The sequence below is a fragment of the Amycolatopsis sp. NPDC089917 genome, assembly GCF_040684635.1.
In the GTDB taxonomy this organism is placed as follows: Bacteria; Actinomycetota; Actinomycetes; order Mycobacteriales; family Pseudonocardiaceae; genus Amycolatopsis.
In genome coordinates, this window is the sequence record NZ_JBFBGL010000014.1 from 47,533 (window position 1) to 62,291 (window position 14,759).

Below are 14,759 nucleotides of genomic sequence, written 5' to 3' on the forward strand. Positions count from 1 at the left end.
CGAATGTAGGAAGTTGATATCCGGCAGGTTTTTCCTGGTGGTGGGCGAAAACTTGCACTGGATTCTTTTGTCTACGTCTGTAGACTCTCGGCCGAAACGAGCTAAGGAGGACACCCTTGAGCGGGTCGACCAAGACTGCCGGTCCCGAGCGGATCGTGGACATCGCCGTGGGCTACATGGCGGCCAAGCAACTGTTCGCGGCGAGCCGGATCGGCCTGTTCACCGCCCTCGCCGACGGGCCGCTGACGGCCGGTGAGCTGGCGGGGAAGACCGGGAAACCGGAGAAGATCACCAGGATCCTCGGTGACGCCATGTCATCGCTCGGCCTGCTGTCCCGTGTGGACGGACGGTACGAGCTGGCCGCGGACGCGGCGGAGTACCTCGGCGGCGGGGAGCTGGACCTGGCGCCGTTCTTGACCTTCCTGGACTCGATCAGCTACCCGCATTGGTTGCAGTTCGGTCACACGGCCGACACCGGCGAACCCGGCAAACTGGAGATGGACGACGCGCGCTGGGGCACTTTCATGTCCGGCGTGATGACCTACAACGCCCTGCACGCCAAGATGCTGGCCGGCGCGTTCGATTTCGGCTCCCATCGAAAGCTTCTCGACCTCGGCGGGCTTTCGAGCGCGTTCGCGGTCGAAGCCATGAAGGCCAACGAAGAACTGAACACGACGTTCGTCTTCGATCCGGGCTTCACCGAGTCGGTCACCACCGCGGCCGCCCTGGCGGGTCTCGCCGACCGGGCGACCGTCGTCGGGGCGGAGACGCCCACCGCGCGTCCGGAAGGCGAGTTCGACCTGGTGATGGTCAACCACGTCGTCCATCGCTTCGACGCGAAGCAGAACGCGGAGATCCTGCGCAACGCCCGCGCGGCCGCGGCGCCCGGGGCGACCCTGCTGCTGCTCGACTTCTTCCTCGACGACGACGCGGTCCAGCGGCCGATCGACGCGCTGCACGCGGGGGAGTACCTGGTGATCGACGGGACGGTCGTGTATCCGGAGGCCGAGGCCCGCGAATGGCTGACCGAGGCGGGCTGGCGGGTCACCGACCGGCTCGCGCTGCCGGGCAGCCCGCGGGTGCTCGTCGCGGAAGCGGTGTGACCGTGACCCTCGATCCCGCGGTCAAGGAACTCCTGGCCCGCAGCGCTCCGTCGGAGGCCCCTGCCGGGCCTCTGACGGCTCCTGAGCTGCGTGCCGCTTTCGCCGCGTCGTGGCGACGTCCCGATTCGGTCGAAGAGGTCGCCTCGGTCACCGACCACGTGCTGCCCTCCGGCGTGCGCGTGCGGATCTACCTGCCCGAGGTCACCGCTCCGGTGCCGGCGTTCGTGTGGATCCACGGTGGCGGCTGGACGATCGGCTCGATCGACGAGAACGAGGTCGCGTCGCGGGCGGTGTGCAACGCGGCTCAGGTCGCCGTCGTCGCGGTGGACTACCGGCTCGCGCCCGAACATCCGTACCCGGCGGCCCCGGTCGACTGCTACACCGTCGTCGAATGGCTCGCCGCGGGCGGTGCCGGGGAAGCCGTCGACGCGGGCCGGATCGCGATCGGCGGGGAGAGCGCCGGCGGCAACCTGTCGACGGTGGTCTCGATGATGTCCCGCGACCGGAACGGCCCGCCGCTGGCCGCACAGGTGCTGATCTGCCCGGTCTACGGCCACCCGGACGACGGCTTCCGGTCCTATGTGGACTACGCCGAGGGCTACGGCATGACGGCCGGGGCGATGCGGTTCTTCTTCGAGCAGTACGTGTCGGACCCGGCGCAGCTGAACGATCCGTACCTGCTGCCCTTGCGTGCCGACGACCTGACCGGCCTCCCGCCGGCGCTGGTGCTGACGGCCGAGTACGACGTCCTGCGGGACGAGGGGGAGGAGTTCGCGCGGCGCCTGACCGACGCGGGGGCGCGCGTCGAGATGACGCGGTACTCGGGGCAGATCCACGGGTTCTACGGTCTGTACACGGACCTGCCCGCCTCGCCGCGCTCGCACAAGCACGTCGCGAGCTTCCTGGCGCGGGTCTTCGGCCGGAGCGTTTAGTCCTCTGAACGCGCTCGCAGTTGGCCGGCGTCGTCACGTTGTGAAAGCCACTTTCGCAACACTCAAGGTTGCGAAAGTGGCTTTCACGACGCCCTCAGCCGGGGTGCGTGGTGGTGTGTCACGACTTCCGCGGCACCACGGCGGCGCACGCACGCCGATCACGCGTGATCACAGACCGCGCTCGCGTGACCAGAGGCGGATCTCGCGTATGCGGCTCCAAGCACGAGAGATCCGCCTCTGAACACACGTGTGCGGTCTGTGATCACGCGAGTGACGCCTTGAGTCCCCAGTCTCAGGGGCGGGTGAGGCGCGCGAAGAACGACTCCAAGTGCTGCTGCTGCAGGGCGATCGTCGAGAACTCCCCGGCGACCAGGCTCATCACGTTCGCCCCGGCGTTGATCAGCACGACCTCGTCGACCAGCTGCTCGTCCGGGGTCTCGGTGACGATGTCGCCGTCCTCCCGGCCCTCGGTGAGGAACCGGTGCAGCAGGCCCCGCCATGAACGGATGTGTTCGAGGTACTTGTCCTGCAGCTTCGGGTTGGTCAGCGAAAGCTGCCAGAAGGTGAGCAGGACGCGCCCCGCGGCGATGCGGTCCTCGTCGATCGGCATCGACGAGACGCACAGCTCGCGGAGCGCGGTCAGCCCGCGTAACTCGTCCAGTTCCACGTACTCGCGCATCATGCCGAGGGCGCGTTCGTAGGTGGCCTGGATGATGTCTTCCTTGCTCGGGAAGTACAGCTTGAGCGCGCCGTTCGCGAAGCCGGCGGCCGCCGCGATCTCGCGCATGGTGGCGGCCTCGATCCCGCCCTGGGTGATCAAATCCCAGGTGACGTCGACGATGTGGCTGCGCCGCTCGTCGTGGTCGATGATCTTCGGCATCGGCAGACCTCCCGCACTGGTTCTTCTACCAGTGTAGGAGATCAGTCGCGCTGATACACGCGGTGCCCGGCGAACCACGTTTGCGTCACCTTTGTCTTGACGAGCGCGGACGGATCGGTTTTGAACGGATCGCGGTCCAGGACGACGAAATCGGCCGACTTCCCGGGGACCAGTGAACCGGTGACGTCGCCCAGTCCCATCGCGCGCGCGGCGGCGAGGGTGAACACCTCGACGGCCTCGGCCAGGGTGATCGCCTGCTCCGGCCAGAGCGCCCCTGGGAACGTGCCCGTCGGGTCCTGCCGGGTGACCAGGCCGTGGATGCCTTCCCACGCGTTCGGGGACTCGCTGACCGGCCAGTCGGAACCGCCCGCGACCAGCGCGCCCTCGTCCAGCAGCGCTCGGTTCGGCTGCATCCGCCCCGCTCGCTCGTCGGGAAGGACCTCGGCGATGGCCGCCGGGATGACGCCGGGGACCCACAGGAACGGCGAGATGTCCGCGGCGACCCCCAGCGAGGCGAAGCGCGGGAGATCGTCGGGGTGGACGAACTGGCCGTGCGCGACCTGGAACCGCGCCTCGGTGAACCCCTCGGAGCGGATCTTCTCGACCGCGTCCAGCGTCGCGCGCACCGACGCGTCCCCGGTGCAGTGCACCTTGGCCGAGAGCCCCGCCGCGGCCGCGGTGCGCAGCCAGCCCGTGAGCTCGTCGCCCGGCATCGTGGTGGCGCCGTGGTGACAGGCGCCGTGCGCGGCGTCCGGCAGGTACGGCTCCAGGAAGGCGGCGGTGCGGGTCGGCGGGACGCCGTCGAGGAAGATCTTCACGAAGTCGGGCCGGTGGTGCTCGCAGCGGTACTGCCCGGCGACCTCCAGCAACGGCGCGCCGATCGGGTCGAAGCCGAAGATCGGGTCGTTGATCAGCAGCGACGTCACGACCCACGCGTGCAGCTCGCCCGCGTCGTCGAGCGCCTTGAGCGCGCCCAGGATGTCCGCGGAGACACCCGCGTCCTGGAACGCGGTGACCCCGTACGAATGCAGCGTGCCGATACCGTGCCGCGACGCCGCCACGTGCTGATCGGCGGTGAGCGTCCGGGTCTCGCTGAGCGCCCGCTCGACGGCGACACCCGCCGCCTCGAGCAGGACGCCGACGGGCTCGCCGGTCGACGGGTCACGGACGATCTCCCCGCCCGCCGGATCCGGCGTCGAGGCGGTGACGCCCGCCAGCTCCAGGGCCCGGCTGCTCACCCAGCGGTTGTGCCTGCTGTCGTCCGAGAGCATGACCGGACGTCCGCCGGCGGCCTCGTCCAGCGCGTGCCGGGCCGAGGTCCGCGAAAGGGTGCTGACCAGCGTGGACGCCCAGGCGCCCCCGACCACCCATTCGTCCGGTCCGAGGTTCGCGGCCCGCGAGCGGACCGCCGCGAGGATGTCGTCCAGGCCCGCGTCGAGGCCGAAGGTGAGTTCGAACAAGGCGGCGCGACCGGCGAGGGCGTGGTGGTTGTGCACGTCGACCAGGCCGGGCATCACGAACGCGCCGTCGAGGTCGACGACCTCGGTGTTCGGCCCGCGTTCGATGTCCTCCAGGGACAGCACCCGGCCGTCCTTGACCGCCAGCGACGACGCCCAGGGCCGGGCACCGTCCACTGTGTACACCGTGGCGTTGGTGAGAATGAGATCGGCGGTCAAGGCTCAGCTCCCGGCGGGGTCGTAAGCCTCGGGGTGCACGGTGGTGCTCAGCAGCTTGCCGTGCGCGCCGAAGGTGAAGTGGGTCGGAGTGCTCCCGGCGGCGTCCAGTCCGAAAAGGACACCGTGCGAGCGCAGCCGTTTCGCGTCACGGTGATCGGCCACGGTCACCGAGGCGCACGGGATCACCTTCTCCCGCCAGGCGAAGACGTAGATCCCCGGCCGCAGCTCGTAGACCGAGTTCTCGTCGGTGTCGGCGAGCCCCCTCTCCGGTCCGGCCAGGCACTGCCACGTGTACCAGTGCGGGCTGAGGTACACGTGCTCGTAGGCGTGCTCGGTGCTGTACACCCACAGCACCCGGCGTCCGACCAGCGACGTCGTCGGGGCGAGCGACTCCCCGCTGGGCTCGATGCCGCCGATGGTGGCGGCCAGGAAGGTCTGTGTGACCCGGGGCGAGGTGTCGCCGATCTTGCTCAGCACGAGCAGCGCGCGCCCGCGGCGCAGATCGAGCAGGAGGGTGAACGCCTCTTCCTGCCGTGCCTCCGGGTGGAACTGGACGTAGTACAGGTCGTCGTCGACCAGGAACGTCTCGCAGCGGTCGGTGCCGGTGCCGTGGTAGGTCCATTCGATCCGGGTACCGGAGAAGCCCGCGGTGAACGTGGTGCCGTCTTCGCAGGCGAGTTCGAAGGTGCGGCCGTGCAGGTCGCCGACCGTGGGGGCCTTGTTCGCGTCGAAACCGGGGGCGAGGCCGTCCAACGGCAGCCAGGTGGACGTGTCGGACAGGGTCAGTTCGGGCATCGCAGGAGTCCTAGTGTCTGGGTGGTGAACCCACGTCCGCGATCGGCGTCGGCAGGGCGCGGGTCTGACGTTCATCTCGAGTTGACGGGTCGGGCGCCCTGCCACCGCGATAGCGGGGCCTTCGGCCGGGCGGGTTCACGCGTTGGTTGCTTTCGGTCTACAACTTCAGCTCCGCCTACGTGCTCCTAGTGATCGTGGGCGGAACAGTGATCGTCGGCAGCGCCGGAGGGCAGGTCGAGGGCCGGGTTTCGGTCCAGGAAGCCATAGGGGCGCAGGGAGAAACCGGAGTAGTCGACCGGCATGACCGGCCAGTCCTCCGGGCGCGGGATGTGGGTCGGGCCGAACACGTGCCACAGCACGAGGTCGGTGTCGGTGAGGTCCCGGTCGGCGGCGGTCCACGCGGGCAGTCCCGCGCCACCCGGATGGGCGTTCGGCCGTTCGCCCGCCGGGTAGCGCTCGTCGGCGCGGTACGGCGTCGCCCACAGGTGCCGGGTGGCGAACGTCGCCCGCTGGTGGACGGTCGATTCGGGCTGCGCCATCAGGGTCGCGGACGGCCGGGGGACGAGCTGGTACGCCGTGGGCGTGCCGAGCCGGTTGGTCCGCTCCGAGCTGCGGATCTCCCACACCCGTGCCTTGGCCGGATCGGCGTGCCGCCGGGCCTCCAGTTCGGTCCGCAGCGGGGTTTCCTTCCAGGTGAAAGCGTTCCCGTACGGGTTCCGCTCGCCCATCGGCACGCGTTCGACGTCGACCTCGACGAGCGAGTTGCGTTCGCCGTCGATCGCGACGTCCAGGCGCGCGCAGAACAGGTGCTGGTGCACCGGGGCGAACAGACCGGGCGCGATCTCGTTGGCGTGCGGGTGTTTCGTGCCCGGATGCGCGGCTCCGGCGAACACGATGCCGGTGGCCTTCGCCTCCAGCTCCACGGTGCCGTCGAGGTAGAGGTACCAGAAGAACCCGTAGTCGTAGTTGCCGATGGTGGAGATCGACGAGATCACCAGCCGCCGCGACCGGCGCACCTCGGCGCGGCCGTCGAGATCCGTGTGCTTCCACAGGATCCCGTAGTCCTCCTCGTGCATGCAGATCGCGCGCGGGATCTCGACCGGATGACCGTGGTCGTCGGCGACGTACGCGGGGAAGTAGTGGATGACGCCGAGACAGTCGCAGCCCAGCCGCAGGTCGTTGCCGTTCTTGCCGAGCAGGTACTCACCCGCGTCGAAATAGCTGATCCAGAACCGGCCGGGCGCGGTGTCCCCGTACGGCACCACCATCTCCGGTACCGACGCACGGTGCAGCACCGACCGGTTCTGGAAGCTGATCTGGTGCAGCGTCAGACCTTCGCGGGCGTTGAAGCCGACGCGGAGGTTCCAGCCTTCCCAGGTGACCTCGTTGCCGTCGACGGTGAAACTCGGCCCCTCGGGCTGAGTGATCTCGATCGGCTTGAGAGTGGTCCGGGCCGGCACGTCGCCGTAGCGGCCGTGTTCCGGCGGGACGGGTACGTCGCCCTCGTCCTGGACGCGCAGCACCCGCTGCTCGGTCAGGTCGATGTGCACGATCAGTCCCTCGACCGGATGCGCCCACGGGCTGTCGGACTCGTCGTCGCGCAGGAACGTCAGCGAGCGGATGACGCGGCCGGTTTCGTCGGGCCTGCCGAAGAACCCGGGAGCCAGGGGAGCGCAGAAGGCGTGCTCGATCCGGTCCGACAGCCCGCGCCGCTCCATCGCGGCCCGCCATTCCGGAGACGCCTTGGTGATCGACGCGGCGAGGTCGTACTCCTCGAACAGGTACGCGGGCTGGCCTTCACCGCAGTCCTCGGTGGAGACCACTTCGCGTTTCGCCAGCGAAACGACCACGTCGCGGGCGTGCCCGGTAGCCGTGTCCAGCAGCGTGTACCGGACGCGGCGGTCGGGGGCGGCGTCGCCCTTGTCCGGCTCCACCGGCAGCACCGCCGGGAATCGCGTGGTCGGGGTCAGCTGGCCCTCGTCGGCCAGGATCGCACGGCCGGCGGTGAGTTCGTCGGCGGTCAACGGGTCGAGCGGATGCGGCCTGGTCATGCTTCGCAGTCTTGCCGGTCCGCCCCCGGGTGAAAAGACCGCGCCGCCGTCATGCGGCTGCCGACAAGAAGGATGCACTGACGGCCAACCCCCGTGAAAGGTCCTGACCGCAGGATGTCGCCATGGGACTGGAGCTCGCGGGCAAGGCCGTGCTGGTGACCGGCGCGGCATCCGGGATCGGCCTTGCCTGCGTCCAGGCGTTCCTGGCCGAAGGCGCGCGGGTCGGCGCCCTCGACCGGGTACCGGTGCCCACCCTCGCGGACGGTCTCCTGGCGGTCCACGCCGACGTGACCGACGAGCCGTCCATGGCCGCCGCCGTCGACGCCGTGGCCGGCCGGTTCGGCGGGCTCGACGTCGTGGTCGGCTGTGCCGGGATCTCCGGTCCGGTCGGGACGCCGGTCACCGAAACCGCGGCGGAGGACTTCGCCGCGCTGATGGCGGTCAACGTCACCGGTCAGTTCCTGCTGGTCAAACACGCCGCGCCGTGGCTCACCGCGTCGAACGGCTCGGTCGTGCTGCTGGCCAGCGACTCCGCGTTCACCAGCGCGCCCGGCATGGTGCCCTACTGCGCCTCGAAAGGCGCCGTGGTCGCGATGACCAGGGCGCTCGCGGTCGATCTCCCCGGCATCCGGGTGAACTGCGTCTGCCCGTCGGTGGTCGACACCCCGATGGCGCGCGGCGATCTCGGCGAGGCGCTCGACGATCCCGCGTTCCCGGTGCAGGCTCCCGAAGAAGTCGCCTGGCAGGTGCTCCATCTCGCGTCCGCGCGTTCGCGTGCGGTCAACGGCCAGGCCGTGCTCGCCGACTTCGGCGTCTCGGCCCGCTCCGGTTTTCCCGCTTAGAAAGGACTCCGCTAGTGAAGAAGGTTGTCGCGATCACGGGTGGCGGTACCGGTATCGGTGCCGCGGTCGCCCGCCGGTACGCCGACGAGGGCGCCCAGGTGGTGGTGCTCGGACGACGGGTCGAACCGCTGGAGAAGGTGGCCGCCGAAACCGGCGCGCACGTCATCGCGTGCGACGCCAGCGATCGCGCAGCCGCCGAGGGCGCGGCCGCGGAGATCGTCGGCAAGTTCGGCAGGATCGACGTCGTCGTGGCCAACGCCGGCGGGCACGGGCTGTCCTCGGTGGTCGACACCGGTGACGAGGAATGGGAACTGGCGCTGCGGTCGAACCTGTCCAGCGCCTTCGTGTTCTGCCGGGCCACGCTGCCCACGCTGGTCGAAACCGGTGGTCAGGTCGTCATCGTGTCGTCGCTGGCCGGGCTTTTCGCCGGGCCGAACGTCGCCGGTTACACCGTCGCGAAGCACGCGCTGATCGGGCTCACCCGCTCGATCGCCCGCGACTACGGTCCGAAGGGTGTCCGCGCGAACGCCGTTTGCCCCGGCTGGGTGCGCACCCCGATGGCGGACGGTGAGATGGACCAGTTCGCCGAGGCCGCGGGCTTCGACGGCGGTCACGACGAGGGCTACCGCCGCGTCACCGCCGAGGTTCCGCTACGCCGTCCCGCGGAACCCGAGGAGATCGCGTCGATCGTGCGGTTCCTGGGTTCTTCGGAGTCGTCGTACATCACCGGCGCGGTGATCGTGGCCGATGGTGGCGCGCACGCCGTCGACCTGCCGACCCTCGCCTTCGAACGCGCGGGCATGGGTTCTTAGCGAGTCGAGTACATGATGGCCCCCTTCCTTGCGCCTACCGCAAGGAAGGGGGCCATCATGTACTTCGGAAGTGACCCAGCCCGGTACCGGGGGCCACACGTCGCGAAAGCCACTTTCGCGACGTGTTCGGGAACAGCGACAGTCCGTGAAGGCCTCCTTGAGGGACTCTGGGTCCCTCAAGGAGGCCTTCACGGAACGCGCTAAGCCTTGACCAATTCCACAATGGACATATAAGACTTCCGGCCCACCCGGTGCGTCCCGCGCACCTTGAGCCCGGCCATGCGCGCGAGCTCGGCCAGTTCGGAGAGACCGCGTTCCTTGCCGCCGTTGTAGATGAGCATGCGCAGGTCCATGCCGGTGTTCGGGGTCTCGCCGTCGGACCCGATCGCCTCGACGAGCAGCACGACGCCGTCGTCCCCGGCCGCCTCCGCGCAGCGCTTCAGGATCTGGACGGACGGCCCGTCGTCCCAGTCGTGGATGATCGCCGACAGCACGTACGCGTCCGCGCCGGCGGGCAGCGGGTCGAAGAAGCTCCCCGGAACGACGTCGACCCGTTCGGCCAGTCCTTTCCCGGCGAACCGGTCACGCGCGTTCGCCGCCGGTCCCGGCAGGTCGACGAGCGTGCCCCGCAAGCCGGAATGCTTGGTGAGCAACGCTTCCAGGAGCGCGCCGCTGCCGCCCGCGACGTCGACCACGTGTCCGAGGTCCGCCCAGTCGTAGGCGTCGACGATGCCCGCGTTGTCCAGCGCGATGTGGTGGCCCATCAGCGCGTCGAAGGACGCCGAGAGTTCCGCGTCGCCGCTGAGGTCGTCCCAGAACGGGACGCCGTGGCGTACCGAATAGGACTCCTCGCCGGTCGTCACCGCGTGGGCGAGGTCGACGAAACTCAAGTCCCCCTTGCCGATGGCGCCGTTCATGTCCAGCCACTTCCGCTTGCTGCGCGGGTGACCGTCACGGAGCTGCTCGCCGAATTCGGTCACCGCGTAGGCGCCCGTGTGGTCCCTGGTGAACAGACCGACGGTGACCAGGTGCAGCAGCAGGCGGTCCAGCGCCCCCGCGTGCGTGCCGGTCACCGCGGCGAGTTGCGCCGGGGTCCGCGCCCCGGCCGCGATGTGATCGGCGACCCGCAAGGTGGCCGCCACCCGGACCGCCATCGGTGTCGCCAGATCCGCCAACGCCCTCAGCCCGAGCCGTCCCGCGTCGTCGACCGACATTAGTGCTCCCTTCGCCCTTCGGTCAGGCTAGGGGCGCGAGGTGTGGCAAGGCTTATCCACGACTGCTCGCAATCGGGGAGAGGCCAGACGCCGTCCGCGACCTTTAACGTCGTTGTCCGAGGAGAGGGCAGTTCCCCGGACCGGAGGTCGCATCCCGTGGCACACCACGAATTCGAACCCCGGCTGGCGATCCCCGGACGCGGAGCCGTGGCACTGCCCGAACTCGCCGGAACGCTCAGCGTCCGCGACCGTGACCTCGCGGACGCTGAGCGGGACTTCGGCGACCACGTCCACCGCCGTCCGCTCGCCGTCGCCTTCCCGGCCACCGCCGTCGACGTGGCGACCCTCGTGCGCTTCGGCCGCACGCACGGAATCCCCGTCGTACCCCGCGGCGCCGGCCACTCGGTCGACGGGCAGGCCTTGGTCGACGCCGGGATCGTCGTCGACATGTCGTCACTCGGCGGCGTCCGCCCCTTCGGCCCGGATCGGATCAGCGTGGACGCGGGCGCCCGCTGGCGCGCGGTCGTCGACGCGACCCTGCGCACCGGCAGCGTCCCGCCCGTTCTTCCCGACTACCTGGAACTTTCGGTCGGCGGTCTGCTGTCCACCGGCGGTTTCGGCGGCGCGAGCCACCGGTACGGCTCGCAGGCGGACAACGTCCACGATCTCGACGTCGTCACCCCCGACGGGGAACTGGTGACCTGCTCGCCCAGCACCAACGCCGCGCTTTTCGACGCCGTCCGCGGGACGCAGGGACGGCACGGGATCATCACGCGGGCCACCGTCGCGCTGACCCGCGCGCCGTCGAGGGTCCGGCGGCATCGCCTGACGTATCACGATCTCGGCGCGTATCTCGGCGATCAGCGGCGGCTGGTGGACGAACTCCGCTTCGACCACGTCGACGGCCAGGCGCGGTACGTGGACGGGCGCTGGCGTTTCGTCCTGGAGGCGGTTTCCGCGCAGTCGCCGCCGATCGGCGACCTCCGGCACGATTCCGCCGAGATCGTCGAGGCGACGTACCGGGAGTTCGTCGACCGGATCCTGCCGATCGAGGCGTCTCTGCGGTCGACGGGTTCGTGGTATCACCCGCATCCCCGCGCGAACGTCCTGCTTCCCGGTTCGCACGCGGAAAAAGTGCTCGGCGACGCGCTGGCCGCGCTGACGCCCGACATGCTCGGCGCCGGCGGCAGCGTGCTCCTCTATCTCTTCCCGAGCGCGCGCGTGTCCGCGCCCCGGGTCCCGATCGCGCGCGATCCGTACACCGTGCTGTTCGGGGTCCAGCGGACCGCGCCGCCCGGGGATCTCGTGACGCTGCAACGTATGCGCGACGCCAACGCCGCCCTGCACGCGACGGCGCGGCGGCTCGGCGGGGCGAGCTACGCCTTTCCGCTGGACGCCACGGACGCCCGGGCTGCCTGAATCGCGACGACGCTGCGGTCGACGTCGGCTTCGGTCGTGCTCCAGTTGGACACCGAGATGCGCATCAGCCGCCGGCCGCGCCACGTGGTCGCGCCCATCCAGCACTCACCGGATCGTTGAACGGCGTCGACCACGCGCTCGGTGTCTTCCCCGAAGTCGACGAGAACCTGGTTCAGCACGACGTCGTTCACGACGGTGATGCCCGCGGCGGCGAGCCGCTCGGCGAACCTGCGGGCGAGCGCGCAGCATCGCTCGATCAGCTCGGCGATCCCCGAACGTCCCAGCTCGCTGAGCGCCGCCCACGTGGCGAACCCGCGCGCCCGTCGTGAGGACTCCGGGACGTAGTCGCTCGGCGCCCGAACGCCGCCATCGCCCTGGCCGGTCAGGTACGCGGCGGTGAGCGACATCGCGGCCCGATGCGACTCGGGATGGGCGCAGAAGACGTATCCGCTGTCGTACGGGACGTTGAGCCACTTGTGCCCGTCGACCGCCCAGGAGTCGGCCGTTTCCAGTCCCGCGGTCAGCCGCCTGAGCGCGGGAGCGGCGGCCGCCCAGAGCCCGAAGGCGCCGTCGACGTGGACCCACGCGCCGTGCCGGTGGGCGATCTCGGTCGCCGCGGCGAAGTCGTCGAACGCGCCGGTGTTCACGTTGCCCGCCTGAAGGCAAACGATTGCGGGACCGTCGAGCGCCTTCTCCAGCCCGGCGATGTCGAGGGCGCCCTGGTCGTCCGCGCGTACCGGCGTGACGGCGTCGGTCCCCAGTCCGAGGAGACGGAGTGAGCGGTCGATCGTCGCGTGCCGCTCCTCGTTCGCGATGACCCGCAGCGGCGGCGCCCCGGGCAACCCGCGGCGCTCGACGTCCCAGCCCGCCCGCGCGAGCACGTGATGCCGGGCGGCGGCCAGGCCGACCGTGTTCGCGCCCTGTCCGCCGGTCACGAACCCGAAGGAGGCGTGGGACGGCAGGCCGAGGACGTCCTTGAGCCACTCGCCCGCCACTTCCTCGACGATCGCGCCGGCCGGCGAGGTGACCTTGTTGAACGCGGGCTGATCCCAGCCGGTCGCCAGCATGTCGGCCGCCGTCGCGGCGTCGAGCGCGCCGCCGGTGACGAAACCGAAGTACCTCGGCCCGGTGCTCCCCACCAGCGCGGGCTCGACGGCGTCAGCGAGCCGCCGGATCACATCGGCGGACGGGACGGGCATCTCGGGCAGGTCGCCGAGCTTCTCGCGGACGCCCGACGTGTCGTCCGGGAAGACCGGAGCGTCGGCCACGCTTTCGCGGTACGCGGCCGCGCGGGCGGCGGCGTCGGCCAGCAGGTCTCGCAACTCACTCATCCGGCGGCTCTCTTTCGATCGTCGCGAACCACGCGGGAGCGCCGTCCTCGTCGTGGAACCTGGTCCGGACGCGCTCCTCCGCGATGGTCTTCACACGCCATCCTGCACCGAAGGGCTTTGTCAGCGCCTCGCGTTTCACCGGGTGCGGCCCGGCGTTCTCGCCGTCGCGGAAACACAGGATGTACAGCGTCCCCTTGGTGACCGCTTCGAGGCTCTTGACGTACGCCACTCGCTCGTCCGCGTCGAAAGTGTGGAAGAGACCGCAATCGAGCACCGTGTCGAATCGACGTCGGAGCCGCTCCAGATGCAGCGCGTCCGCCGTCGCGAACTCGGCGTCGAGGCCTTGGTCGCGGGCCTTCCGTCGTGCTCGGTCCAGCGCGGTCTCCGCGACGTCGACACCCAGCACCCGGAGCCCTCGCGCCGCGAGGTAGAGCGCGTTCTCGCCGGATCCGCAGCCCGCGTCGAGCACCGTGCCGGTAAACCTTCCGGCCGCCCTGACGACGGCGGGCTGGGTCTTGCGGTCGGTATAGCGGGTCAGAGCGCCGATCTCGTCGAACTCCAGCAGCTCCACCGGATACTCCGCCGAGACCGGGACCTGACGAGTGTTCCCGGCGAAGACCCGCTTACGGTTCTCCAGCTCCTCCATCAACGCGTCCAGGACCTCCAGGGCTTCCCTGCCGGACACGCCGTAGCGGGCGAAGATCCCGCGCCCGTAAGCGAGTTCGACCGCCTTCGGGTCGATCCCGGACACCCGGATGAGACCGGCGCGGATCGGTGCCGCAGCCGACACCAGCGGAGCCCACAGGACCGACCCCTTCCCCGACCCCGACGCACCAGCCACGAGCGTGTGCGCGCCACCACCGACCAGCGGCAGCGTCCACGGGGTCCCGTACTCGGTCGACCCCGCATAGACCGCCCGCAGATCTACGCCCGAGCCGTCCACGGAGACCATTTCCGGGACCGGCAGGCACGTCACCGCCGTGTCGAGCAGATCGCGGCGCATGAAGTCGATGGACACCACATCCGGCTCAAGCTCCCGCACCTGGCAGCGCTGGACCTTGCGCGCTACCGCCAGCTCTCGCGCGGCCTCATCGAAGTCTTCCGGTTTCTGTCCAGGGACCAACCGGACCCGGACCTCATCCCACGACGGCCCCGAGCGGACCGACAGGAGTTTCGGCACAGCCACCCCGGACTCCTGACGAGCCTTCGCGACCGCCTCACGCTTGCGCCGACGAGAAACCAGGTTCACCGTCACGTCGACCGGGATCGCGTCATCGCGAACCGTCAGCCCGCAGGCGTGCAGCCACCCGGCGAGCTTGCGCCCGTAGAGGGCCCAGCGCAGCCACCACGCCCGCAGCCACCGCCCGCACCACTGGTCGTAGCCCACCTCGTCCAGCCGCCACCACACCAGCAGCACCGCTGCCAGCACGCCGACCGTGACGACGAGGGATACCCAGCCCAGCACCGTGCACCAGGCCCACAAACCCAGCAGCGCCAGGCAGGTACGCCAGTGCCCGACGAGTTGTCGACCAACCCAGCCGACCGCCCGCAGCAGGCCCCACAGCGCCACACCGAGCACCGCCAACGCGGCCAGCGCCTCGAACACACTCGCCAGTACACGGCCGACCTTGGCCAGCACCCACAACACCACCGCCAAGCCGCCGCCGACCGCAAGCGTGGTCATGATCTCCTGCGCGTTCATCA

General features: G+C 70.1%; 12 protein-coding genes. 5 read left to right on the forward strand and 7 right to left on the reverse strand.

All coding sequences use genetic code 11. The features are described 5' to 3' along the window. Positions 1 to 116: 116 nt before the first annotated feature. The gene (locus AB0N89_RS12965) at positions 117 to 1,103 is read left to right on the forward strand and encodes a methyltransferase dimerization domain-containing protein (protein ID WP_364203984.1); all 987 of its coding nucleotides are present in this window, start codon (positions 117 to 119) and stop codon (positions 1,101 to 1,103) included. Positions 1,104 to 1,105: 2 nt separating this feature from the next. After that, positions 1,106 to 2,035 carry an alpha/beta hydrolase gene (locus AB0N89_RS12970; RefSeq protein WP_364203986.1) on the forward strand — a complete coding sequence of 310 codons (930 nt, stop codon included), beginning with the start codon at positions 1,106 to 1,108 and terminating at the stop codon, positions 2,033 to 2,035. A gap of 292 nt (positions 2,036 to 2,327) precedes the next feature. Here AB0N89_RS12970 and AB0N89_RS12975 read toward each other — a convergent pair whose 3' ends face one another. The 4 genes from AB0N89_RS12975 to AB0N89_RS12990 all read right to left on the reverse strand — a co-directional run bounded on the left by AB0N89_RS12975 (position 2,328) and on the right by AB0N89_RS12990 (position 7,437). After that, positions 2,328 to 2,915 carry a TetR/AcrR family transcriptional regulator gene (locus AB0N89_RS12975; RefSeq protein WP_364203987.1) on the reverse strand — a complete coding sequence of 196 codons (588 nt, stop codon included), beginning with the start codon at positions 2,913 to 2,915 and terminating at the stop codon, positions 2,328 to 2,330. Positions 2,916 to 2,956: 41 nt separating this feature from the next. After that, positions 2,957 to 4,591 (reverse strand): amidohydrolase, encoded by a 1,635-nt coding sequence (locus tag AB0N89_RS12980; RefSeq protein ID WP_364203989.1) that lies wholly within the window; start codon positions 4,589 to 4,591, stop codon positions 2,957 to 2,959. Positions 4,592 to 4,594: 3 nt separating this feature from the next. After that, on the reverse strand, positions 4,595 to 5,386 hold the full coding sequence (locus AB0N89_RS12985) for a molybdenum cofactor biosynthesis F family protein (protein ID WP_364203991.1): 792 nt from the start codon (positions 5,384 to 5,386) through the stop codon (positions 4,595 to 4,597). Between the two features lie 185 nt (positions 5,387 to 5,571). Further along, the gene (locus AB0N89_RS12990) at positions 5,572 to 7,437 is read right to left on the reverse strand and encodes a primary-amine oxidase (RefSeq protein ID WP_364203993.1); all 1,866 of its coding nucleotides are present in this window, start codon (positions 7,435 to 7,437) and stop codon (positions 5,572 to 5,574) included. A gap of 122 nt (positions 7,438 to 7,559) precedes the next feature. Between AB0N89_RS12990 and AB0N89_RS12995 the strand changes: the two genes are divergently transcribed. Together AB0N89_RS12995 and AB0N89_RS13000 are read left to right on the forward strand one after the other, a co-directional pair. Next, a complete protein-coding gene (locus tag AB0N89_RS12995; protein WP_364203995.1) occupies positions 7,560 to 8,279 on the forward strand; it encodes an SDR family oxidoreductase in 720 nt (239 codons plus the stop codon). Between the two features lie 14 nt (positions 8,280 to 8,293). Continuing rightward, complete coding sequence (locus AB0N89_RS13000) at positions 8,294 to 9,091, forward strand: SDR family oxidoreductase (RefSeq protein WP_364203996.1); 798 nt, start codon at positions 8,294 to 8,296, stop codon at positions 9,089 to 9,091. Positions 9,092 to 9,291: 200 nt separating this feature from the next. On the opposite strand, the gene AB0N89_RS13005 is transcribed toward AB0N89_RS13000, so the two are convergent. Beyond that, on the reverse strand, positions 9,292 to 10,305 hold the full coding sequence (locus tag AB0N89_RS13005; protein ID WP_364203998.1) for a methyltransferase: 1,014 nt from the start codon (positions 10,303 to 10,305) through the stop codon (positions 9,292 to 9,294). A 156-nt stretch (positions 10,306 to 10,461) separates the two neighbouring features. Here AB0N89_RS13005 and AB0N89_RS13010 point away from each other — a divergent pair, with 156 nt between their 5' ends. Further along, positions 10,462 to 11,724, forward strand: coding sequence for an FAD-binding protein (locus tag AB0N89_RS13010; protein WP_364204000.1), 1,263 nt, complete (start codon positions 10,462 to 10,464; stop codon positions 11,722 to 11,724). Here the strand turns inward: AB0N89_RS13010 and AB0N89_RS13015 are convergent. Beyond that, a complete protein-coding gene (locus AB0N89_RS13015) occupies positions 11,682 to 13,055 on the reverse strand; it encodes an aminotransferase class V-fold PLP-dependent enzyme (protein WP_364204002.1) in 1,374 nt (457 codons plus the stop codon). The two genes, AB0N89_RS13010 and AB0N89_RS13015, sit on opposite strands and share 43 nt — an antisense overlap. Further along, positions 13,048 to 14,739: a methyltransferase domain-containing protein gene (locus tag AB0N89_RS13020; RefSeq protein WP_364204004.1), complete on the reverse strand. Its 1,692-nt coding sequence runs from the start codon at positions 14,737 to 14,739 to the stop codon at positions 13,048 to 13,050. The genes AB0N89_RS13015 and AB0N89_RS13020 overlap by 8 nt, the downstream gene beginning before the upstream one ends. Positions 14,740 to 14,759: the final 20 nt, after the last annotated feature.

Coding starts and splice junctions, on each gene's coding strand:
- AB0N89_RS13005 (WP_364203998.1), bottom strand. CDS start 10,305: ATGTCGGTCGACGACGCGGGACGGCTCGGGCTGAGGGCGTTGGCGGAT.
- AB0N89_RS12985 (WP_364203991.1), bottom strand. CDS start 5,386: ATGCCCGAACTGACCCTGTCCGACACGTCCACCTGGCTGCCGTTGGAC.
- AB0N89_RS13020 (WP_364204004.1), bottom strand. CDS start 14,739: ATGACCACGCTTGCGGTCGGCGGCGGCTTGGCGGTGGTGTTGTGGGTG.
- AB0N89_RS12990 (WP_364203993.1), bottom strand. CDS start 7,437: ATGACCAGGCCGCATCCGCTCGACCCGTTGACCGCCGACGAACTCACC.
- AB0N89_RS12995 (WP_364203995.1), top strand. CDS start 7,560: ATGGGACTGGAGCTCGCGGGCAAGGCCGTGCTGGTGACCGGCGCGGCA.
- AB0N89_RS12975 (WP_364203987.1), bottom strand. CDS start 2,915: ATGCCGAAGATCATCGACCACGACGAGCGGCGCAGCCACATCGTCGAC.
- AB0N89_RS13015 (WP_364204002.1), bottom strand. CDS start 13,055: ATGAGTGAGTTGCGAGACCTGCTGGCCGACGCCGCCGCCCGCGCGGCC.